Below are 22,471 nucleotides of genomic sequence, written 5' to 3'. Positions count from 1 at the left end.
GAACGTGGTCGGGACAAGGACAATCTGATGACAGCAGCGCCGTTCGTCAGAGCCAGTGCTCGATCGGGTCGACCGCCTTCTCCACCAGCTTTCGCCATGCCGGCCGGTCGCGCCAGCGCTCCAGGTCGATCTGCTCGCTGACCTCGAGGTCGGCCTCGAAGTGCTCGTCCAGGGTGTCGCACAGCGCGGTGTCGAACCCGACGACCGCCAACTCCTCGTTGTGACGCATGCTCCGCTCGTCCACGTTGGCCGACCCGAACAGGCACAGGTGCCCGTCGACGGTCACGATCTTGGCATGCAGCATCGTCTGCTCGTAGTGCCACACCTCCACACCGGCGTCGAGCAGCTGCTCGTACTCGTCGGCGGAGGCGAGCTGCACGACCCGACGGTCCATGTGGCTGCCGGGCAGCAGCACCCGGACGGTGACGCCACGGCCGACCGCTTCGGCCAGCAGACCGAGCATCCGCTCGCCCGGCGCGAAGTAGGCGGTCGTCAGGTTGATCGTGTCCTGGGCGCCCCGGAGCAGCACGTCCATTGCGAGGCCGATGTCGTGCCAGAAGGGTCCCGACGATCCTCGCAGGACCATCAGGCTCGTCGAGCCGGCGGGCTCGAGGTCCGGGAAGTGGTCGTCGTCGGAGAAGGAGGGGTGACCGCACTCGACCCAGTGCTCGATGAAGGAGGACACCATCGGCCGCACCGCGGGTCCGGTGACGCGGAAGTGGGTCTCGCGCCACTCCTCGGGATTCCGGGCGTCGCCTTCCCACTCCTCGGCGATGCCCACGCCGCCGGTGAAGGCAACCGACTCGTCACACACCAGCAGCTTGCGATGCGTGCGATGGTGAAGGCGGGTCGGTCGTTCATCTGACTCACGAAAGCGCTCGACCAGGCAGCCGGCCTCGACCATCTCATCGGCCAGGGCGTTGTCCATCGCCCAACTGCCCTGCCAGTCCAGGATCACCCGGACGCGCAACCCCTTGCGCGCCTGCTCCGCCAGCGTGTGGGCGATCTCCTGGGCGATGTCCCCGGTCCAGTAGACGTAGGTCAGCAGGTCGACGGTCCGTTCGGCCGACCGGATCGCCTCCAGCATGGCCGGGAAGATCTGTTCGCCGTTGCGCAGCACCTCCACCTCGTTCCCAGGGATCACGTGTGACCCGGTCACGCCTTCAAGGACGGCTTCTGCCTTCTCCACGGTGCTGGTACCTCCGGGTCGTTGTTCGATGTCAGGCGGACCTACCTCATCCGCATCGCCTTCACACGGCCGGCTCAGGCGGTCGTCACCGGCTCAGCGCTGTTGAACCGGTCGAACAGCGGTCCGGTCATCGCCGTGGTGACGAGGGCCATGATGACGGCGCCGACCTGCAGGGCCGGGCTGATCACCTGCTGCTGCACCCCGATGAGTGCGACCACCAGCGGGAGGAGTCCCCGACAGTTCATCAGGATTCCGAGCAGGTTGCTCTCGCCTGCGCTCAAGCCCACCGTCCGCCCCACCAGCGCGCCGGCACCCCACTTCGCGGCGACGCACGCGACCAGGAAGACCACCAGGCCGGGGAGAGCCCCGACGGTCAGCGCGGAGAAGTCCGTGTTCAGCCCTGCGAAGGCGAGGAAGACCGGGAGCAGGATTACGACGGTGAAGTCGAACAGCTCGGTGGTCATGTCTCGGACCAAGCCCTTGCGCACCGGGAGGATCACACCGGCCACGAACCCGCCCACGATGACGTTGATGCCGAGCAGATGAGCCACCCACCCGCTGAGGAGCACCAGCACGAGGATCCACGCGAACATGGCGTGACTCATCGCCGTCCCTGCACCAGCCGGCGCGAACTCGTCCATCTGGGACCAGGCGTCGTCGTCGCGGTCACGCACCGGCCCGTCCGTGGGGGTGAGCAGCCCCAACTCATCGACCCGGTCCATGTAGGGCCCACCCAGTCGCCGTGCCAGCACCGGTCGGACCAGGAAGACCATCACCGCCAGGTACACCCCGGCCAATCCGACGTTGCCCACCAGTGCCGCGGTGGACCGACCCGCAGCAACGCCGGACGCCAACGAGACCAGCAGGAACATGAGAACGGTCACCACGGCCGCAGCGGCGATGCCGACTGCCCCGAGATCGCTGGTGGCGATCCCCTTCTCCTGCAGGATCCGCACCATGATCGGCAGTGCGGTGATCGAGATGAGCGCCGCGACGAACAGCGCGAACGCGACGCTGCTGACCGAGTCCTGCCCGATGAAGACGTCGGTGTACAGGATCGGGTTGATGCCGAATGCGACGACGACCGGAACGGCGACGACGGCCACCGCCACCGTCACGATCTGCACGTACTTGCCGGCCAACTGGGAGAAGTCGAGCTCGAGACCGGCCAGGAACATGAACAGCAGCAGAGCCAGTTGCCCGAAGCCGTTCAGGACGCCCTGAGCTTGCGGTGGGAACAGACAGGACGTCACGCTCGGCGCCACCTCGACCAGGGCCAACGCGGCCTCGCAGTCGAGGAAGCCGGGGGGATTGTCCAATCCGGCCAGGGCCGGACCGAGCAGGGTGGGGCCCAGCAGGACGCCCGCGATGATCTCGCCCACGACCGCCGGTTGGCCGACTCGACGCGCCGCCGCTCCGCAGGCCCGCGCCGCCACCAGGATGACGGCCAAGTCGAACAGGACGAAGGCGATGACCTGACTGCCACTCAACATCGTGACCCCTTTGCCCTCATGTTGAGTTGATCTGAACGGCGTGACGATAGCACCTGCCCGGGCACGATCGGCCGGACCTCGCATCCGTCATCGAGCCGACATAGATTGGTGGGTCGCAACCTGAGGGGTCTGACCGCATGCCACGACGAATCACCAGAGCCGGTGTCATCGGCCTCGTTGCTGCTGGTGTCCTGCTGATCGCCGTGTCGGGATCGACGCAGCCGCCGACGCCCGGCCAGCACAACGAGCACAGTCGCTTCACCACCCAGGACGCGCCGTACCCGCCGCAGCCGCGGGACGCGACCAACATCCGTCCGGTGCAACCGGTCACGTTCGCGACAGCGTCGGCCACACCGGACGCCATCGCTGCCGCTGCCTCCGCTGACCCGGCGGTCCAGGCGGAACTCGGCCCGGATGCGGAGTTGCTGGGTGTGGAGACCGTCGACCCCAAGGACGGCGAGGTCTCACATCGGGTGGGTTGGTTCGACACCGCCGCGAACGAGACGGTCGAGGCCGTGGTCGTAGAGGGGTCGGTCACCGAGGTGGTCCGCACGGCCGCCAGCGAGTGGCAGCCGCCGCTGTCGGCCGCGGAGGGTGACACCGCCATCGCCATCGGGCGGGAGCACTGGGGCGAGCGGGCTGCCGGGCTGCAGGGCTTCGTGATGCACACCATGGAGACCGACGGCAGCTACCCCGACCGCCGCCTGGCCTACGTGACGTTCGCCGAGCACGTCGATGCGCGCCCGCAGCTGCTGACCTGGGTGGACCTGAGCTCCGGGACGGTCGAGCGCTCGCGGGAGGACGACGCCTCAGGTCCGGCGCCGGCTGAGCCGACCCATGCGATGGACACCTCGTTCCTCGGCTTCGGTGACGGCCCTGGGGACGGCACCCCCCGGCAGGGGATGGTCGAGTGGAACGGCTGGAGCTTCGTCTACGACGTCAGCGGACGGAACGACGGCATCTCGCTGAACGACGTGACCTATCAGGACGTCCCGATCATGGATCGGGCCAGCATGCCCTCGATGACGGTGTTCTACGACGACGATGCCTGCGGGCCCTTCGTCGACCGGCTCGGCGGCGAGCTCTTCGCCGTCGAGTGGGCCGACGATGCCGAGATCGTGCTCCGCGAGTTCGAGCAGGACGGGCAGCAGTGGCTCGAACTCGGGATCCTGGACATCCTGGGCGAGTACGTGCTGTACCAGAACTACTACATCGGCGAGGACGGGCAGATCGACGCCCACACCTTCGCCAAGGGCCTGCAGTGCGTGGTCGATCACGTCCACTACCCCTTCTGGCGCTTCGACTTCGACATCAACGGAGCCGCAGATGACGTGATCTCGCGTCGGGCCGCGGACGGCTTCCTGGTCGACGAGCCGGTCGAGTTCGACCGATCCGCGGCCGAGGCCGTGGAGCACGACTGGCGGGTCAGGGACCGCGCGACGGGTGTGACGGTCGACCTGACCTTCGACGACGGAACCTGGAACGTGCCCGGCGTCGTGATCCCCGAGGTGCTGTACGACACCAACCGGGTCTACGGCCGGCAGTACGCCAACTCGGAGGCCGGCACGTGGCGTTGGCCGGCGCTGGACTACATCCCCGGGAACGAGGAGGAGCCCATCGACGGGCAGGACGTGGTGCTGTGGTACCGCGGGTTCCTGCCCCACACGGCCGACGAGGGGCCGGACCTGTGGCACTCGACGGGCGTCCGGCTCCAGGTCCACTTCCCCGTGGACCACTTCGTCCGGCAGCAGTGATCAGCTGAGCAGCTTGGCCTTCTGGGCCTCGAACTCCTCGACGGTGATCACGCCACGGCGGCGGAGGTCCTCGAGCTTCGTGAGTTCGTCGGCCACCGAGATGCCCGCGCGCGCCGCCCGCGTGTCGTCCCGCTCAGCAGCCCGTTCGATCTCGGCGTAGATGCGGTTCTCGACCTTGCTGGGGTTCAGCACGTCCTCGAAGGTCTGCCGCCCCGTCTCCCCGGCCGATTCGATCGCGAGGTCGCCGACGCGGAGCAGTCGCTCGATGGCGGTCTGGCTGAACGCAACGTTGTTGATCCGCTCGAGCGGGATGTTCTGCCCGGCCTTCGAGATGATCCCCGAGCGGTAGATCACCCGGTCCGTCGTGACGACGAAGTGCGTGGTCCGCCAGGTCGCGTACCGGTAGGCGAACCAGATCAGTCCGAGGCCGAGCGGTATCGCCGACACGATGGTGACCCACGACTCCGCATCCTCGATCAGTGAGGGAACGGCGACGAGGGCCGCCAGTGCGATGAGCAGCAGCAACCCCGGTGCCAGGAAGATCCGCCAATGGGGGTTCAGGTCCAGCACGATCTCTTCGTTGTCGTTCAGCAGCCGCCGTGGGTAGCCCATGAGCAGGAGTCTACGAAGCCCACGACGCGCCCGGCCACCAGGATCAGCCCACGAGCACCCCGGCCGCGCCGTAGCCGGCCAGCCCGCACAGCAGGACCAGCAGCAGGGAGCGGCTCCGGGCGCCAGCCAGCGCGGCCACGGATGCGGCCAGCAGCGGCACGTCGGGGGGTCCGTCCCCCACCAGCGACAGCGCGAACAGGCTGGCGAAGAGCGGGGCGGGAAGGGCGGCCAGCACCTCCGCGGCTCGACCCGTCGGAGTCGGCAACAGCGTCATCGGCAGGACCCGTGATGCGATGGTCACGAGGGCGAGCCCGCCAAGCAGCGGCCAGGTCATCTGCCGACCTCCGCCGCTGGTCGCGTCGCACCCCGCCGCGTGGTCAGCGCGACGAGGGTCGCAACGGCAACCGCACCGATGGCCCCGACCTGTGGCACCACCGTCAGCAGCACGGCGGTGACACCGGCCGCAATCCCGGCTCGGACGCCGTCGGAGCGGTCTCGTGTCGTCAGCGCACTGAGGCCGATGAACAGGATCACGAACACGGCCGACGCCACCCCTGCCAAGCCGAGCAGGTTGCCACCCAGCACCCCCACGATCGTGCCGACGACCCAGGCGCCACCGGCGCTCAGACCGACGGTCAGCATGGTCAACCGCGCCGATCGGGGTGATGCGACGGCCAAACCCGCGCTCTCGTCGACCAGGAGCAGTGCCAAGCCGGCCCGGCCGACGCGGCCCGAAGGGAGCCGGGGCAGCAGCACCGCGGCCAGCGGCAGGTGTCGCAGCCCCAGTGCGGCCACGGCCATGACGACGGCGACCGCCGTCGCTTGGGCATCCAGTAGCCCGATCAACGTGAACTGCGCAGCGCCCGAGAACATGAGGACCGAGCTGGCCACCGTCTGGGCAGGCGTCATCACGCTGGTAGCGGTTGCACCGTAGATGACGCCGAAGACACCGATGGCGGCGGCGACGGGAAGTGCTTCGATCAGGGCGGGGCGAACCTCTCCGTGGCGGTCTGGTGTGGTCATGCGATCACGATAGGGGCAGTATGGCCCCGTGAGTGATGCCGAATCGTCTCCCAACAACGGGACCAATTTCGGCCGTCGGATGATGGTCGAGCGAGTTGCACAGGCCCCACCTCGTGGTCGTTCGGCCGCGCTGGCCGAGGAGATCCGAGCGGCAGTGCGAACGGGCAGGCTGCCGGTCGGGACGACGCTGCCGGCATCTCGGCCGCTGGCCGATGACATCGGCGTGTCCCGCGGGGTGGTCGTCCGGGCCTATGAGCAACTCACCGCCGAGGGCTACCTCGTGGCTCAGACCGGGTCGGGAACCGTGGTCGGTCAGGTGGCCAGCGCGGCCACCACGGCCCGCCGCGGCGTCGACCGCAGTCGGGCGCGCAACCCCGGACTTCCCGACCTCGCGTCGTTTCCACGGCGGGAGTGGTCCCGCGCGGTCGAGCAGGCCTTGACCGAGATGACCGACCGAGATCTGGCCTACGGGGATGCCCGTGGCCAATCCCGGCTGCGGGAAGCCCTGACGGCCTATCTCGGCCGAACTCGGGCGGTGGTCGCACCACCAGACCGGATCATCGTCACCACCGGGTATGCACAGGGCTGCCGGCTGATCGCCGAAGCGCTCGTGGAGCACGACACCGGTCCGGTGGCGGTGGAGGATCCCGGCTCGGTCGGAGTGACCCTGACGATGCAGGCGGGGGGCGCGCAGACCGTGCCGATCGCCGTCGACCAGCACGGGCTGGACGTCCACGCACTCGCCGCGAGCCCGGCACGATCCGTGGTCGTCACACCCGCGCATCAGTTCCCCACCGGTGCCGTGCTGTCGCCGCAGCGACGGGCCGACCTGCTCGCGTGGGCTGCTGCCGGTGGCGTGGTGGTGGAGGACGACTACGACGCAGAGTTCCGCTACGACCGCTCGCCCGTCGGCGCGCTGCAAGGACTGGCGCCCGACCGGGTGGTCTACGGCGGCAGCGTGTCGAAGGTCCTGGCCCCGGCCATTCGATTGGGCTGGGTCGTCGCTCCGGCGTGGGCCGTGGGGACACTCGAAGACCTCAAGTTCGTCTCCGATGTGGCGAGCCCCGCGATCGACCAGGTTGCGCTGGCGATCCTGCTCGAGTCAGGAGCCATCGATCGGCACGTCCGGCGGGTGACCGGCCGCTATCGCGAGCGGCGCGCCAGGCTCCTCCGAGCCGTGGAGCGCCACCTTCCGGGCTACACCGTCGAAGGCGTGGCCGCCGGCATCCACGCCGCGCTGTATCCGCCGAGGGGCCGGCCCGCGCCGTGGACCGACGCGGTGAAGCGCGGCGCCGCTCCCGTCGGCATGGTGCCGCTTGCCGACCACTACACCGGCTCGCCCGAACGACCCGGCTGGGTCGTGGGCTACGGGAACGTCACCCCCGACCAGATCGATCGAGGGATCGGCGGCCTGGCCCGGGCGCTCGGCGTCTCCTAGTCGCGAGACTCCTCGGCCAGCTGACCACGGATGGCGCCGGCCGGGAAGGGCTCGTTGTGCACGTTGACGTAGAACTCCGACGAGGTGGTCAGGATCTCCTCGACCAGGGCGGTGTCGAGCCCCCGGTCGCAGTGCGCGAACAGGTTGCCACCGGCGCCGAGGTCGAGCGGGACGACGACGTCGCCGTTCTCACCCGCTGCGCCGCGGTGGATGTGAGCCATCGATGCCGCCGGCGTCAGGCCGCCTTGGTCGACGACGTAGCAGAGCTCGTCGGCCACACCGGTGTCCCAGACGACGGCCACACCCTCTGCGTCGGGGTCACCGGGTTCGGGGACCTCGTTGTCCCCGTTCAGGCCGGCCACCAGCAGACCTTCGGGCTCGAAGACCTGGCCCCGGATCTCGCCACCCGGGTTCGCGTCGGTGTGGATGTTGACGTAGTGCGCTGCCGGATCGGCGGTGAACGCCGCCAGCGGCTCCTGGGGGATGCCGTTGACACAGCCGGTACGAGTCCCCGGAGCGAGCTCCGCGGCAGCGGTCGTGAACGTGATCGTGGGCGGCCCGGCCACGCCGAAGTCGCCGTCGTGGATGTGGGAGACCGTGATCGGTCCCGACAGCTCGAACGTCTGGACGGTGAAGCACAGACCCTCAGGACCGGCCGCATAGATCGCAGCAGTCCCTGATGCACCGGTGTCGTTCGGCGGTGTCTCCTGATCGCTGTCCATCACGGCGATGTACTGGGCCGGCACCTTGCCGTCGACTGACGCGGCGGCCTGCGCCTGGCCGCACAGCTCGTCGCTGAGCGTGGCGCCACATCTGACCGCACCTGTCGCGAACACCGAGTTGAGCGTGTCCGCCGGCATGATGTCGCCGGTCGCCAGCAGGATCCCGCCCGGTGAGGTCTGTGCCGCCGCGAAGCCGGAGGCCCAGGCCAACTCGCCCTCCCCCTGGACCACGGTGGCGGGTTGGGTGACGTCAGCCAGCGGCTCCAGGAGCGGCTCCGCCCCACCCAGCGCCAGCCGGATGGCGGTGCTGACGCGGTTGCTGCCGCCGCGACGCTCGACGGTGATGCCGAGGTCGGTGATCCCGCTGGCGACGCCGTCGGAGATGGCCGCCGTTCCGCCGGCGATGATCACCGTCTGGACCTGGTTGTCGGTCAGCCAGGCAGACACGCCGGGCTCCAGCACGTCGGTCCGGGTCAGCAGTACCGGGATCTCGTTCTGGGCGGCCACGGCACCGCCACCGAGCGCGTCGGCGAAGGCGTCCGAGCCCTCGGGCCCGCCGCCCGTATCAGCGCCGAAGGCGCGGGCCAGGATCACGGTGTCGACCGGCTGGCTGGTGTTCAGCTGCGTCGCGATGTCGAGCGCGGTCTCGATGCGCGTGGGGCCCTCCAATCGCGTGACCTGCGAGACCAGCGCCGCCAGTTCGTCCTCCACCGCCTGTGAGACGGCGTCGACCCCACCGAGGATCGTGACGTCGGTCACCTGCAGGCGCTGCAGTTCCGCTTCCACCCGGTCGTCCAGATCGTCGGTCGGCGTCAGCAGCAGCGGCGCGTCCAGGAAGCCCTGCAGCGAGCCGGAGGCCAGCGAGTCGGGGAACGTGCCGGAGGTCCCGATGATGGCGTTGGCACTGGACCCGTCCGGCAGGGTCGCGCTGTACGACAGCGCGGTCTCGACCGGGTCGTCACCGCTGACGTTCTCGGGGTCGACCGGACCCACGGGGCCCTCGTCGCCGCGAACGGTGACGCTTCCGACCTGACCGCTGTGGATGCTGCAGAAGTAGTCGTACGTACCCGGCTCGGTGAACGTCACCTCGAAGGTGCCGGACATCTGGACGGGCGAGGCCTCCCAGGCATCATCGTTGCTGGTGACGGTGTGGGGATTGTTGCCGGTCCACTCCCACTCCACCGTCCCGCCGACATCGATGGTGACGTCGTTGGGAGAGAAGTCGTTGTCGACGACCTCCACGCTCGCGTCAGGTTCCTGGGCCGCGGCTGGAGCGGCGGCGAGGAGGCCGACGAGCAGCGTGAGGATGAGTCCGGTGGAGAAGAATCGTGTGCGCATGTGCAGCCCTACTGCGGTGGTTGCGGCGACGAGCGCCAGTCCGCCGACAACGGTACTCCGCTCAGCGCATCCGCGAAAGGCCGGCGTGGCCGGCCTTCCCTCGCCGTCAGCCGCTGCGGGCTATCGCGGCGGCTGCCTTCTCGGCGATCATGATCGTCGGGGCGTTGGTGTTGCCGCCGACGATGTCCGGCATGACGGAGGCATCCACCACGCGGACGCCGTCGACGCCACGGACCGTCAGCCCCTCTGGCTCCACCACGGCCTCCTCGTGGGTCCCCATCGCGCAGGTGCCCACCGGGTGGTAGAGGGTCTGCGCCTGCCGCAGTGTCGCATCACGCAGCTCATCGGGTGTGGTCGCCGACGGCGACGGGACGATCCGCTCACCCAGGAACGGGCGCAGCGCCGGCTGGTGCAGGACCTCGTCCGCCAGAGCCCAGCCGGCCATCAGCGTGTCGCCGTCGATGGGGTCGTCGAGGTAGTTGCTCTCGATCGCGGGAGCCCACTCGGGGTTGTCGCTTCGGAGCGTGATCGAACCGGCCGACCGGGGGCGGAGTACGCAGCAGGAGAGGGTGAGACCATGCTCCTTCGGCTCGGTCAGCCCCTCGTCCAGGTAGGTCGCCGGCACGAAGTGCATCTGCACGTCCGGGACGTCCAGCGATGGGTCGGTCTTGGCGAAGACGCCACCCTCACCGACGTTGGAGGTGAGGGGACCCCTGCCGCGGATGAGGAAGTTGAGCAGATTGGCCGGGTCGTCCGCGCCGAGCAGGCTGTCGCTGGTGGGCGAGTTGTAGATGGGCCCGGCCGTCAGGTGGTCCTGCAGGTTCTGGCCGACGCCGGGACTGTCAGCAACGACCGGGACACCGGTGTCGACCAGGTGGTGGGCGGGACCGACCCCGGAGAGCAGCAGGAGGTGGGGTGAGCCGATGGCCCCGGCCGAGAGGATGACCTCGCCTGCTGCGATGGTCTGGATCTGACCCTCGCGGCGGACCTGCACACCGGTCGCGGTGGTGCCGTCGAACGTGATCCGGTGGGTCGGCGTGTCGGTCCAGACGTCGAGGTTGGGGCGGTCCAGCGCCGGGCGGAGGAACGCGTCGGCGGTGCTCCAGCGGCGGCCCTTGTGCTGGGTGACCTGGTAGAACCCGGCGCCCTCCTGGGTCTCGCCGTTGAAGTCGGGGGTGAGCGCGTGCCCGGCCTCCTGGGCGGCCTCGACGAAGGCGTGGGTCATCGGTCGTGGCTCGACCTGCTCGTTCACGTGGAGGGGCCCGTCGGTGCCGTGGTAGCGGTCGACGTGGGTGGCGTTGTCCTCGCTCTTGCGGAACCACGGCAGGACGTCGTCGTAGCCCCATCCGGTGCAGCCCCAGTGGTCGCGCCAGCGGTCATAGTCGCGGGCGTGACCGCGGATGTAGATCATGGCGTTCAGGCTGGACGAGCCGCCCAGCATCCTGCCCCGGGGCCAGAAGATCCGGCGGTCGTGGAGCTGCTTGGCCGGCTCGGTCTCGAAGTTCCAGTCCCACTTGGTCTTGAAGAGGGTGGCGAAGGCGGCCGGGATGTGGATGTTCTGGTGGGTGTCATCTGACCCCGCCTCGATCAGCAGGACCCGGGCGGCGGGGTCCTCCGACAGCCGGCCGGCCAGGACGCAGCCGGCCGACCCGGCCCCGACGATGACGTAGTCGTATCCCGTGGTGCTGGTCATCAGCTGTCCAGCTCCCGTCCCATGAGGCCCAGCGCGATGGCGGCTCCGGCGGTGGTGCCGGCCAGCAGGAGGGTCCTGGCGCCGATGTCCTTGCGGAGCGCGGCGAAGAGGACCGCCGCCAGGTCGAGGCTGTCGACCATGATGCCGAGGTCGACCTGCCTAGCGACGTCGGCGCCGCTGGCCTGCAGCAGCGCCGCACCGAGGGCCAGATCCCGAGCGGCGAAGAGGCGGGCGAGGAAGGCGATTCCGTCGTTCTCCGGTTCCAGGCCGAAGAAGCGGGCGCCCACCCGAGGGGTCAGCCAGAGCGCCCCCAGTCCCATCCGGATCGTCCCCAGGTACTTCCGCGCGTTGGCCGGTTCCATCGGTGGGAGCCTAGCCCCCGTCGCCCTGGAGGAACATGTTGCAGGTGGACCTCACCCTGTGGGGCAGGTGCACCATGGTGCGATCTGGCCCCGCTAGCGCCGGGGCTTGGTGGTCGGCCCGACGTGGGTGTCCAGCCAGGCAACCAGGGGCTGGCCCCGCCGGAAGGTCTCGGCCACGAAGTCCTTGGCTCTTGCGGTGTGGACCAGGTCCGGCTGGGTGTCCACGTGGGCCTCGCGCATGAAGGTGATGTCCTTGCGGCGGAGCAGGTCGATCTGCGGATGGTCCTTGGACCAGCCACGCGGCGCGGTCTTCAGGGTGGTGGAGTTGACCGTGAACCCGGCGTCCTCCAGGTCATTGATGAGACCACGCAGCTCGTCGGCGAGCGACTGCTGCTCCACGGCCGCTCTGAAGCGGGCGAGCTGGTCGGACGCCATCTGGTAGCAGCCCCCTCCGGCGCCAAGGCCATCCGCGTTCGCCCGGACGTAGAGACCACTGGTACTCATCGCCGGCGTATCGCCTGTCATGAACACCGCCGAGACCTCCGTCTTGTAGGGCGTCTTGTCCGTGCTGAAGCGGACGTCGCGGTAGGGCCGGAAGACCTTCGCGGTCCCGAACTCCTCCTCGAGTTCGGCGACGAGTGCCTCCATCGGCGCCCGGACCGACTCGTCGTAGGTGGTCTTGTTGGCCTGCCAGAACTCCTTGGTGTTGTTGACCTCGAGTTCGGCGTAGAAGTGGGTCATGGCCGGTGGCCAGCCGTCGAAGGACATGATCGGGCTCCTCGGTGGTTGTGGCAGTGGTCCTACCACCGACGACGAACCTGCGGGCCCGAATTCGACAGCCCCGGCTACTCGACCTCCAGTGAGGGCACGTCGGCGTCGGTCAGAGGTGGCGCCTGCGCGTTCGGGGCGGTATCGGCGAAGCAGAGGGTCATCCGACCGATGAGGCCGGCCAGCCGGCGTTCCCGGAGGCACTCATCGATCACGGTTGGCGGCGTTGTCGGCAGCCCATCATCCAAGTCGACGTCCAGGTCTTGCACGATGGTCATCAGCTGGACGTTGCGGTGGAAGACCGAGTCCGACGAGGCGTGGTCGTCGATCAGCACCTGACCGACCTCGGGTCCGAGGACGCTGCGACAGCCGAGCGGGTCGGCCACCGCATCGGCGACGGTGTCGAAGCGCCGCAGCAGATCTCGGGCCCGCTTCGGCCCGATCCCGTGGATGCCCGGCAGGTTGTCGCTCGAGTCACCCCGGAGCGCCGCGTACTCGGTGTACTGCCCTGGCGTGATGCCGAGCTCGCGGCGGAACCGGCGGGCGGTGTACTGCTGGGCGCGGTGCATCCCCGAGCGGATCCGGAGCACCTCCACGCCATCGCCGACCAGCCCGAAGGCGTCACGATCGGAGGTGGCGACGACGCAGTGCCGGCCCGACTGCTTGCTGGCTCCAGCGACGGACCCGCAGATGTCGTCGGCCTCATATCCCTGCTCGGTCCTGACGGCCGCGCCCAGCTCGTCCAGGGCCACGGGGATCTCGTCGAGCAGCGCATCCAGCGCGTCGGGCTTCTCGGGACGCTGGCCCTTGTACTCGGAGAACAGGTCCTTGCGGAACGAGGACGTGCGGCAGTCAAACCCGATGATCGTCGCGGCGGGCCGCACCAGGTCGACCACCGCAGCCAGGAGGGCGAGGAAGCCGTAGAGGCCGGCACCGACGGGGTTGGTGACCTCCGGACGGTTGCCGTAGGCGTGATAGGCCCGGTGGGCGAGCGAGTTGCCGTCGACGGCGAGGACCGTCTCGCCCAGGACCGGACTTGGCGCAGGGGCCGGCGTCGCCGCAGCCGTCGGGGCCGGCGGTGCGATGGCGTCAGGGTTGACCGACAGGTCGGTGTCGAACAGCGCCATCGAGTCCATGCCGGTGCGGTCTCCCATCGCGTCACGTCATCCGTACTCGCCCGTTGATGATAGTCACGCCCTCGGCCCGCAACCGGCCTTCTTGGTCGGCCCCCTTGGGCAGGGACCCGTCGGCACGGATGATGCGCCACCACGGCAGGTCTGCCCCGCCGGACTGCGCAAGGATGCTGCCGACCCCTCGGGCCGCTCCGGGTCGGCCGGCCTCCTGCGCGATCTCGCCGTAGCTGGCACAGGTGCCTGGCGGGACGGTGCGGATCGCCGCGTACACCGACCGGGCGAACTCGGTCAAGTGTGGCGGGTCGGATGTCACGGAATAGTCATCGTTGCACAGCACGCTGCACCTACCGTGAGTGTCCCCCTCAGCAAGGAAAGGACCAGTCATGACCGATGTCACCCCCAAGACCTCTCCGGAGAGCGGCCGAGTCGAGCTGACCGACGAGGAGTGGCAGCGTCGGCTGACCCCGGCGCAGTACCACGTCTTGCGTCAGGCCGGGACGGAGCGGGCCTTCACCGGGGCCCTGTGGGACACCAAGGACCCGGGCCTGTACCGCTGCGCGGGCTGTGGCGCGGAGCTGTTCCGCTCCGAGACCAAGTACAACAGCGGCTCGGGCTGGCCGTCCTTCACCGAGCCGATCTCGCCGGACGCCGTCGAGGAACGGGTTGACCGCTCGCACGGGATGGTGCGCACGGAGGCGGTGTGCGCTCGGTGTGGTGGCCACCTCGGCCATGTCTTCCCCGACGGCCCCGGCCCGACGGGTACGAGGTACTGCATGAACTCCGTCTCGATGGAGCTCGAGTCCGACTGACCGTCCAGGGGTGTGTCATGTCTGCGTGCCCCGGCACGCGAAGGCGACACACCCCGCGCCGTCGGCTTTGCCCTGGGCGTCGGTCGTTTCGTACCGTCCCGGCCATGCGCAGCGCTCGAGATTTCTACCGCCCCTTGGCCGTCGGTGCCCCGGAGCCCGTCCGCGAGGTGCCCTTCCGCCCGTCCCGGATGATCCACTTCTTCCCGCCCTCCGTGGAGAAGATGCTGGCCAAGGTGCCCGACATCGCCCCGACCGTCGACGTGCTCCTCGCCAACCTCGAGGACGGCGTCCCCGCCTCCGACAAGGAGGCTGCGCGGGCCGGCCTGATCCACGTCGCCCAGACCGTCGACATGGGCGACACCCAGCTGTGGACCCGGGTCAACTCGCTGGACAGCCCCTGGTGCCTGGATGACCTGACGGCCGCTGTGCTCGAGGGCGGCGAGGCCCTCGACGTCATCATGGTCCCCAAGGTCGAGGGGCCGGAGGACATCCACTACGTCGACCGTCTGCTCGCCCAGTTGGAGGCCAAGGCCGGCCTGACCGAGCCGCTGATGGTCCACGCCATCCTCGAGACCGCCCGCGGTGTTGCGAACGTCGAGGCGATCTGCGGTGCGTCGCCGCGCATGCAGGGCCTCTCTCTCGGGCCCGCCGACCTGGCAGCCAACCGGCGGATGAAGACGACCAGGGTCGGCGGCGGCCACCCCGGCTACCTGGTCCGGACCGACCCCGACCCGGACGACGCCGACGCACCTCGCACGACCTACCAGCAGGACCTGTGGCACTACACCATCAGCCGCATGGTGGATGCCTGCGTGATGCACGGGATACTTCCCTACTACGGCCCCTTCGGCGACATCCGCGACACCACCGCGTGTGAGGACCAGTTCCGCAATGCCTACCTGCTGGGCTGTGTCGGCGCCTGGTCGCTGCACCCGGTCCAGATCGGCATTGCCAAGACCGTCTTCAGCCCCGACCCAGTGGAGGTGGCGCACGCCAAGCGGGTCGTGGAGGCCATGGGCGACGGGACCGGCGCCCTGATGCTGGACGGGAAGATGGAGGACGACGCCAGCGTGAAGCAGTGCAAGGTCGTGCTGGAGTTGGCGTCGCAGCTGGCGTCCCGGGACCCGGACCTGGCGGCGACCTACGACCTCTAGACCTCCTGATGCACGGCCAGTAGCCTTCCTCGACCGGACGGGGGACGACGAGGAGGTCGAGCATGAGCGATCAGATCAGCCTTGATGAGGTCAAGGCCTTCGCCACGGAGTTGAGCCCCTGGGCACACCTGGCCACGGTGGGCGCCGACGGCGAACCGGATGTGGTCCCGGTCCATCCCTGCTGGGAGGGCGACACGCTGTGGATCATGGCAGGCGTCGACTCCGTGAAGGCGAGCAACATGGGCGCCAACGATCGGGTGGCCCTCCACTGGCAGGTCAGTGAGGTCGGGGACGGCGTGGAGGTGTGGGGTACCGCGGAGATGCACACGGACCCCGACACCAAGCGGCGACTCTGGAACGGCGACGTGTTCGACTACGACCTGAACGCCTTCGCACCGGGAGGTCCGGACAACTCACCTGGCACCGGCTTCGTCGCGGTCACACCCTCACGCGCGGTGGTGCTCAAGCAGTACGGCGCTGGAGGGGTCCAGCGCTGGTCCGCGTCGTCGACCTGAGCGGCGCGGAGCCCACTCGGTCGTGGGTGCTGCGACCGTCAGCCCGCTGTCACGACGCCGTCCACGCCCGAGACCGCGTGCACCTGTCCTGATCGGGTGCCGACGTAGATGTGGCCCTCCCACACCGCGGGTGTGGACTCGACGCAGCCGCCGAGGCTGACCGTCCAGCGATGGACCGGTGCGGCCGCAACCACTGCCGGGTCCAGATCGAAGGCGTGCAGGTCGCCGGCGCAGTCCCCCTGGATCAGGACGTCGTCGACGACCACTGGTGAGGACCAGAACGGACCGGGGAAGGAGAGCTCCCACCGGACCGCTCCGGTCGTACGGTCCAGGCCGTAGCTGACACCTGCGGTGGTGTTCGCGATCAGCACGTCGCCGTACAGCGCGGGTGTCGCCCAGGAGCCAGCGACCTGACCGGCCCCCGCAGCGGGGTCGTGGAAGGACCACACCAGCGGGTCGTCTGGCCGCGATGGGTCCAACTTGACCACCTGCCCGACCTCGGCAGAGCGGTCGTTGAAGCGCTCGTACTCGGCCGCGACGTACAGCATCCCCTCCTCGTCGGCGACGATCGAGGCGTCGGTGTCATCTCCCATCCACCAGCGCAGTGTCTGGACCGGCGCCTGCCCCTCATCCAGGGGACCGAGATCCCAGCCCTGGACCAGACCGCCGGAGTTGGAGAAGTAGACCGTCTGGTCCACGACCGTGACCGAGTTCTCGATCGAGACGTTGCCGTCACCCAGCACCTCGTCCAGTTCGGTGTCCCAGCCGGCGGCGTCCCACAGCACCTCCGGGTCCAGCGTCGGGCGGCCGTCGGCGTCCCAGTCTCGGTTGAGCTGGACGACGAAGACACGGCTGTTCTCCCCGCCGATGATCAATCGGTCATCGATCACCAGGCCCGAGCCGTCCCAGTCGTCGTTCCACCGCGTCGGCCCGGTGGCGTCGGCGGCGGTCAGCGACCACAGCTCCTCGGCCTCCGCACCATCGATGGCGATGGCCCGGTAGCGGCCGTCTCGCGACCCGGTGTAGACGATCGGAAACCCATCAGGGTCGACGGTGACCGACCCCTTGATGATGTCGCCGGTCGGGAAGGGCGGAAGCAGATCGAGGCCCGTGGCGGCGTCGACGAAGTGGACGTGGTGGTCGTAGGCCCCGAACACCACCCAGGTACGGCCCTCGCGCTCGAAGACGGCCGGCTGACCGGTCCAGCCGGTCCCGCACCACGTGGTCGTCTCCTCCCCCACTGTTGACGGGCCACACATCGCACGGTCGGGATAGCTCCACGCGAGGCTCGCCTGGTCGGGGATCGGTCCGGTGCCGTGGTAGCTGCGGGTGGCACTGCCGCGGAAGGTCAGCACCCCGGGTGTCTCCCACCCCGATGAGATCGGGGCCTCCTCCTCGGCCGGCTCGGGCTCCTGCCGCAGGTCGACGGTCTCGACGACGCCGACGTCCGTGGCGGTGGGTGTCGAGGCACCCGGAAAGGCCACGCGGGGTGCCGGGTCCGACGTCGGCTGCGTGCTGGCAGACGAGCTCGGGCGCGGGACCGGGGATGCGTCCGCCGTGGCCGCCGTCGCGTCGGGGATCCAGCCGCCGAGCTGGGGTGCCACGGCAGCTCCGGCCAGCACGGCAACCACGATGGACAGGACCAGGTTCAGGCGCCGACTGACCGTGGCCGGCTGTCGCCGCGTCACGGTTGACGGCTGCACCTGCGTGGCCCGAGGACGGCCGGGTCGGTTTCGTCGGATGGCTGAACGCTACGAAGCGTTCGGCCTGATCCCGGGGAGGCGCCGCGGCCGCAGCGCCGTGGTCGTCAGCCTCTGAGCTTGTTCCAGATGCGCCGGGACAGCTTCTCGGGGAGCCGCGGCTGGCGCCGCCTCACCGGGCGTGGTCGATTCTGGTGGCGCGGGGAGCTGCTCGGCCGGTGCCTCGTCGTCGGTGCCCACCTCCTGAATCCGAGGCCGCGATCACTCCGTGAACGACTCGAACCCCAGGGTGTCCAGTGACTCCAGGTCGTGAGCGCTGACACCCTGCCGGCTGACTCCGAAGACGCGATCGCCGACGACGAAGATCCGCTCCATCGAGCTGAACTGGTCGGTCCCCTGATCGAAGCGGCCGGCGTCCTCGAGGGCCCGGCGAGGGGCATCCACGTCGATCGCAAGACCTCCGGAGAACACGTCTCCCTCGTAGAGATCGGCGGGGACGAAGGCGCGGTCGAGTGCTGGCCAGTAGAGGAAGGCACGTGCATCGAACTCGACCGGCGACTCTCCGGCCCCGTACTCGATCGAGTCCACCCGCGTCGGCTCGGCCCGGTCGCTGATGTCGAACAGGTTGACCTGCAGCCCGATGAGGAGACCGTCATCGGTGCCGTCCTGACCGACACCGAGGAGAAGATCCTCACTGACCGGGTGGAGGTACCGGGAGACCCCGGGGATCTTGAGCTCGCCGGTGGCCCGCGGCGCCGCCGGGTTGCTCAGGTCCACCAGGTACAGCGGGTCGACCTGGCGGAAGGTGACCACCGCCGCGATGTCGCCGAGGTACCGGACCGCGAAGATCCGTTCGCCAAGGCCGAGACCGAAGACCCGACCGACCTCGAACAGCTCGCCGCCGCCCTCGGTCAGCACGGTGATGCCGTTGTCGCTGTTGCCGTCGTCGCCGTCGATGAACCGATCCCTGGTCGTTGCGATCCGGTAGTACCCGTTCAGCTCGCTGATCGAGTAGCTGTTCAGCACCCGTCCCTCGACCTGGCCGCTGGCGACGTAGGTCGTCGACGACGAGTCGGTGATGTCGAAGCTGTGGACCTCGGTCGTGACCTCGCCCGGTGTGGATGGTTCGTCGTTCCACCTACCCCACCGCGTCGAGGTCACCACCAAGCGGTCCATCGACGCGTAGACGGTCTCGCCCTGGGCCACCACGGCGGCGCTGGAGGTCGGGACCAACGACTCGGACACGTCGATCGAGGCGACGGCAACCGTCGTCAGCCCGGAGAAGACGGGCGGCGCCAGCACCTGGTCACAGGGGACCAGTGCGCCGGTGTCCGCGCCTGCGGTGAGCGAGGGCAGCCAGTCCTCGATGGTCGAGTTGGTGATGGCTTCGCGGTTGGCATCGAGCGAGGCCGCCTGGGACTCGGGCGTGCCGTCGGCGGGGAAGACGAACGGCAGACCGGTGGGGTTGGCCGAGACCACGACGTGGGCCACGCCGTCGATCATGCGGGCTGAGCGGTAGGCCCCGTCGAGCTCCGCGGTGTCGATCAGGGTCGGGTCGGTCCGGTCGGTGACGTCGTACCGGGTCAGGGTGGTGGTCGGCTCGGGGTAGTAGTAGTCCGGGGCTGCGATGACCGGCCCAGGACCGTCGTCGATCGGGACGGGGCGGTAGCCGTCGCCGGAGGAGAGCACCACCAGGGTGTCCCCGTCGCGCAGGAGTTCGTGGCGGTAGGAATCCTCGGGGAGATCGAGGGTGGCGGCCCGTGCCGGAACCTCCGCGGCCAAGTCCATGACCTGGACAGCCTGCTCGGCGACGATGTAGGCGGCCTCGGCCGTCACCTTGACGGTGTCGGGCTCGTCCACGCCGACCTCCTGGACGTTGGTGTCGGAGACCTCTGGCGTGGCACTGTCGCCATCGGTCGTTCCCCCGTCGGCAGGTGCAGCGGGGACGGCGATCGGGGCAGGACCCTCCTCGTCAGCCGCGGCCTCCTCATCGATGGCGAGACCCTCGACTTGGTAGTAGTGGTTCTGCAGGCCGTAGGCGGTGACCTCCTCCAGGGCCCGGTTGCGGAAGTAGGCCAGGGTCTCGTCGCAGTCCGCGAACGGGGCGAGGGCGGCGAAGTCGCTGGCGCAGGCCTGCCCGTCGAAGTTGGTCAGCTGGCCCTCGATGTCGGCCGAGATGACCGAGGTGTCACCGGCCAGCAGCAGGTCCACGTCGGGGCTCCCGCAGGTCGAGACCAGCCGCCGGGTTTCCGGCGTGATGATCGAGGTGACGAGGAGTGGCGGCGAGCCCGTGTCCGCCGCGATCCCGGCCGCGGAGAGGCCGTAGGCCCAGCCGTCGTCGCGGGCTCCATCGAGGACGACGTACCGGCGCTCCTCGCCGCGTGGCCACAGGTCGGAGTCGGCGATGGCGGCCGCGGTGGCGGTCCGCTCGGGGCCGGCGAGCCGGGTGATGATGGCATCGGTCCGAGCCTCGAGCGCGTCTTCGACACCTTCGGTGAGTGCCTCCTCACCGCCGAGCATGGCGATTACCTGGGAGCGGTCGCCGTCCAACCACTCTTCCACGGCTGGGTGGAGCGGAACGTACACAGCTGGGCACGGGGTCTCCGGGCTCTCACAGGTGACACCGTCCGTGGGCGTGAAGAGGATCGGGATCCCCGCCGCCGCCGACAGCGAGCCACCCGCCACCGAGTCCGCCCAGGCGCTCGTCGGGTTGTCCTGGGTCCCGTCAGACCGGGCGATCAGGACGGTGTCGGCCGCCTCCCCCTCCGGATTCCGCGCCCGGACCTCGTCCGCGACCGCGATCGCGGTCTCGATCCGGGTCGGGCCGGCCAGCCGGGTGACGCGGTACCCGCCGGACTCGAGCCCCTCCGTCACACCCGCCGCGATGGCATCGACGCCACCGAGCACGTAGATCGTCGCCCCCTCGTCCAGCACGCGGTCCAGTTCGGTGGCTGCCGAGGCCGTCAGCGACTGGCTGGCGGTGAGCAGCAACGGCCCCTCATCTGTCAGCGCCGCGCCCGCCAGGGAGTCCGCGAACGTCTCCGAGGTCGCCAGCACCGCGTACGGCGCGCCGTCGGGGAAGCGCTGTTGCGAGACCGCCACCGCGGCTTGGACGGGGTCACCCGCCGCGATGCGCTCCGTGGTGGCCGGGTCGCCGTCGAAGCCGGCGGGCTGGGCGTCAGCCGGTGAGGGCACGGCGAGCAGCAGGGCCATGACCAGCAGCAGCGACGGTGCGGCCAGTGCCCGTGACGTGGTGGGGAGGGTTGGTGACATCGGAGGTCCTCGCGGATCAACGGCTCTGGGATGACCCTATGACGCCGGTCAAGACACCGATGTTCCGTCGAGTCGAAGCTCCGCCGGACGCCCAGCACCGACTCAGCCTCGGGATGCGCCGACGCATGCGTGACTTCTCCCGGCCTGAGGGGGTCAACTCACGCATGCGTACACGCGAGCTCACCGAACCGGACCCGCTCGCCCAGCTAGTAGAAGCACTGGCCGGACTAGGCGTAGGCGGAGGGTTTGGTCACCGTCGGGTCGTGGTCCGACCCCAGTCCCGGCGGCAGGCCGCGGCGTCGCCGGAGCATCGCCGCACCCAAGATCGCCAGCGCAATCACACCGGCAACTGCGACCAGCGAGGCCAGCAGCGCCTCCGGCGTCGAGCGCGGCAGCAGGAAGCCCACCAGGAACTGGCCTGACCCCGCCCCGATCAGGATCGTCGCCGTGTACATGCTGAACCCCTCGGCCTGCCGCTGCTGGGCCACGATCCGCTGCAAGGCGAGACTGCCGAGTGCATTCAGCGGCGCCAGCGGCACACCCAGCAGGAACATCCCGATGCCCAGGACCCAGAGCTGCCCGGCGAACGCCACTGGCAGGAAGAAGAGGCTGAGGAGGCCCAGCAGCGCCGCGGCGTACAGCCGACCTCGACGCAGCTGGTTGGACTGGTTGGCCGCCACAACACCGGCGATCCCGCTGCCGAGTGCCGTCAGTGCCAGGAACGGCCCGGCAGATTCCGCCGAGAAGCCGAAGCTCTCGACCCGCGCAGGGATCAACGACTCGAACGAGCCGAGCACCAGCCCGGCAGCCAGGCCGAGCAGGTAGATCGGCGTCGCGCCGTGCGTGAACAGGGGAGCCGGCCCGACCGGGTCGACGCCGCCGGCGACCGGCTCACGGGTGGGCAGCCCGGCGGTCATCGGCACGGCCAGGAGGAACGTGGCGCTCATCAGCAGCAGCAGCCCGGCGGGTGGGATCAGCAACGCCAGGATGGCAGCCAGGGCCGGTCCGACCACGAAGGCGACCTCGACGAACACGGCGTCCATGGCGTTGGCCGCCTCGATGTCGTCGTCCGGAACGGCCTGGACCAGAAGCGCCCGGAAGCCACCGAGGATGGCAGCGAACGCCACACCGAGGAGAACCGCGAGGCCCAGCATCACCGGCACCGGGGCACCCATCACGGCAGCACCCGCAAGGGCCGCCAAGGCCACTGACGACCACCCCAGATCGGTTCGCAGCCCGCGGTTCAACTCGACACGGTCCAATCGTCGCCCGCGCCACTGGGCCGTCGCACCGGCAGCGAAGGTCGCGCCGCCGGCCAGCGTGGCGCCGGTGGAGACCTCACCGGTCAGTGCTTCGCCGACCAGCACCAGAACCAACAGGTTCATCGTCAGGGGCAGCCGCGCGAGCAGGTTCGCCACTGCCCAGCGCCTGAACAGGGGCTGGCCGAAGAGGCGCTTCAGCGGGACGGATTGGCTCATCGTCGACCCGACGATAG

Annotated in this window: 19 protein-coding genes; 5 read left to right on the top strand and 14 right to left on the bottom strand. The window is 69.5% G+C overall.

Features of this window, described 5'->3' with window-relative positions; all coding sequences use genetic code 11:
- Window positions 1-46 precede the first annotated feature (46 nt).
- Both C1746_RS05090 and C1746_RS05085 read right to left on the bottom strand, forming a co-directional pair.
- Window positions 47-1,189 (bottom strand): phospholipase D-like domain-containing protein, encoded by a 1,143-nt coding sequence (locus C1746_RS05090; protein WP_116713588.1) that lies wholly within the window; start codon window positions 1,187-1,189, stop codon window positions 47-49.
- A 74-nt stretch (window positions 1,190-1,263) separates the two neighbouring features.
- Complete coding sequence (locus tag C1746_RS05085; RefSeq protein ID WP_162867411.1) at window positions 1,264-2,682, bottom strand: cation:proton antiporter; 1,419 nt, start codon at window positions 2,680-2,682, stop codon at window positions 1,264-1,266.
- Between the two features lie 137 nt (window positions 2,683-2,819).
- Between C1746_RS05085 and C1746_RS05080 the strand changes: the two genes are divergently transcribed.
- Window positions 2,820-4,436: a copper amine oxidase gene (locus C1746_RS05080; protein ID WP_116713586.1), complete on the top strand. Its 1,617-nt coding sequence runs from the start codon at window positions 2,820-2,822 to the stop codon at window positions 4,434-4,436.
- Here C1746_RS05080 and C1746_RS05075 read toward each other — a convergent pair whose 3' ends face one another.
- The 3 genes from C1746_RS05075 to C1746_RS05065 are packed head-to-tail and all read right to left on the bottom strand — an operon-like array spanning window position 4,437 to window position 6,071.
- The gene (locus C1746_RS05075; protein WP_116713585.1) at window positions 4,437-5,048 is read right to left on the bottom strand and encodes a PH domain-containing protein; all 612 of its coding nucleotides are present in this window, start codon (window positions 5,046-5,048) and stop codon (window positions 4,437-4,439) included. It abuts the gene before it with no gap.
- 43 nt (window positions 5,049-5,091) lie between these two features.
- Window positions 5,092-5,382 carry an AzlD domain-containing protein gene (locus C1746_RS05070; RefSeq protein WP_116713584.1) on the bottom strand — a complete coding sequence of 97 codons (291 nt, stop codon included), beginning with the start codon at window positions 5,380-5,382 and terminating at the stop codon, window positions 5,092-5,094.
- A complete protein-coding gene (locus tag C1746_RS05065) occupies window positions 5,379-6,071 on the bottom strand; it encodes an AzlC family ABC transporter permease (protein ID WP_116713583.1) in 693 nt (230 codons plus the stop codon). The genes C1746_RS05070 and C1746_RS05065 overlap by 4 nt, the downstream gene beginning before the upstream one ends.
- Window positions 6,072-6,099: 28 nt before the next feature.
- Between C1746_RS05065 and pdxR the strand changes: the two genes are divergently transcribed.
- Window positions 6,100-7,509 carry a MocR-like pyridoxine biosynthesis transcription factor PdxR gene (pdxR, locus tag C1746_RS05060; protein ID WP_205711719.1) on the top strand — a complete coding sequence of 470 codons (1,410 nt, stop codon included), beginning with the start codon at window positions 6,100-6,102 and terminating at the stop codon, window positions 7,507-7,509.
- On the opposite strand, the gene C1746_RS05055 is transcribed toward pdxR, so the two are convergent.
- From C1746_RS05055 to C1746_RS05030, 6 genes are all read right to left on the bottom strand, one after another.
- Window positions 7,506-9,569 (bottom strand): CHRD domain-containing protein, encoded by a 2,064-nt coding sequence (locus tag C1746_RS05055; protein ID WP_116713582.1) that lies wholly within the window; start codon window positions 9,567-9,569, stop codon window positions 7,506-7,508. The two genes, pdxR and C1746_RS05055, sit on opposite strands and share 4 nt — an antisense overlap.
- A gap of 106 nt (window positions 9,570-9,675) precedes the next feature.
- On the bottom strand, window positions 9,676-11,262 hold the full coding sequence (locus tag C1746_RS05050; RefSeq protein WP_116713581.1) for a GMC family oxidoreductase: 1,587 nt from the start codon (window positions 11,260-11,262) through the stop codon (window positions 9,676-9,678).
- Window positions 11,262-11,624: a hypothetical protein gene (locus C1746_RS05045; RefSeq protein WP_116713580.1), complete on the bottom strand. Its 363-nt coding sequence runs from the start codon at window positions 11,622-11,624 to the stop codon at window positions 11,262-11,264. Before C1746_RS05045 ends, C1746_RS05050 begins: the two co-directional genes overlap by 1 nt.
- A 93-nt stretch (window positions 11,625-11,717) precedes the next feature.
- Window positions 11,718-12,392 (bottom strand): DUF2461 domain-containing protein, encoded by a 675-nt coding sequence (locus C1746_RS05040; protein WP_116713579.1) that lies wholly within the window; start codon window positions 12,390-12,392, stop codon window positions 11,718-11,720.
- Window positions 12,393-12,469: 77 nt separating this feature from the next.
- Window positions 12,470-13,546, bottom strand: coding sequence for a 5'-3' exonuclease (locus C1746_RS05035; RefSeq protein ID WP_116713578.1), 1,077 nt, complete (start codon window positions 13,544-13,546; stop codon window positions 12,470-12,472).
- Window positions 13,547-13,550: 4 nt separating this feature from the next.
- On the bottom strand, window positions 13,551-13,838 hold the full coding sequence (locus C1746_RS05030; RefSeq protein ID WP_205711718.1) for an MGMT family protein: 288 nt from the start codon (window positions 13,836-13,838) through the stop codon (window positions 13,551-13,553).
- Between the two features lie 70 nt (window positions 13,839-13,908).
- Here C1746_RS05030 and msrB point away from each other — a divergent pair, with 70 nt between their 5' ends.
- The 3 genes from msrB (at window position 13,909) to C1746_RS05015 (ending at window position 16,003) form a co-directional block, all read left to right on the top strand.
- The gene (msrB, locus tag C1746_RS05025; RefSeq protein ID WP_116713576.1) at window positions 13,909-14,334 is read left to right on the top strand and encodes a peptide-methionine (R)-S-oxide reductase MsrB; all 426 of its coding nucleotides are present in this window, start codon (window positions 13,909-13,911) and stop codon (window positions 14,332-14,334) included.
- Window positions 14,335-14,438: 104 nt separating this feature from the next.
- Entirely contained in the window at window positions 14,439-15,488 is a 1,050-nt protein-coding gene (locus C1746_RS05020; protein ID WP_116713575.1) for an HpcH/HpaI aldolase/citrate lyase family protein, read from the top strand.
- 62 nt (window positions 15,489-15,550) lie between these two features.
- A complete protein-coding gene (locus C1746_RS05015) occupies window positions 15,551-16,003 on the top strand; it encodes a pyridoxamine 5'-phosphate oxidase family protein (protein ID WP_116713574.1) in 453 nt (150 codons plus the stop codon).
- Window positions 16,004-16,041: 38 nt separating this feature from the next.
- On the opposite strand, the gene C1746_RS05010 is transcribed toward C1746_RS05015, so the two are convergent.
- The 3 genes from C1746_RS05010 to C1746_RS05000 all read right to left on the bottom strand — a co-directional run bounded on the left by C1746_RS05010 (window position 16,042) and on the right by C1746_RS05000 (window position 22,454).
- Window positions 16,042-17,691, bottom strand: coding sequence for an outer membrane protein assembly factor BamB family protein (locus C1746_RS05010; protein ID WP_162867410.1), 1,650 nt, complete (start codon window positions 17,689-17,691; stop codon window positions 16,042-16,044).
- Window positions 17,692-17,964: 273 nt separating this feature from the next.
- Window positions 17,965-20,976: a beta-propeller domain-containing protein gene (locus C1746_RS05005; RefSeq protein WP_116713572.1), complete on the bottom strand. Its 3,012-nt coding sequence runs from the start codon at window positions 20,974-20,976 to the stop codon at window positions 17,965-17,967.
- A gap of 227 nt (window positions 20,977-21,203) precedes the next feature.
- Window positions 21,204-22,454, bottom strand: a complete 1,251-nt coding sequence (locus C1746_RS05000; protein ID WP_116713571.1) for an MFS transporter — start codon at window positions 22,452-22,454, stop codon at window positions 21,204-21,206.
- Window positions 22,455-22,471: the final 17 nt, after the last annotated feature.

Source organism: Euzebya tangerina, from assembly GCF_003074135.1.
In the GTDB taxonomy this organism is placed as follows: Bacteria; Actinomycetota; Nitriliruptoria; order Euzebyales; family Euzebyaceae; genus Euzebya; species Euzebya tangerina.
This window is presented reverse-complemented; position numbering and strand designations above follow the sequence as displayed.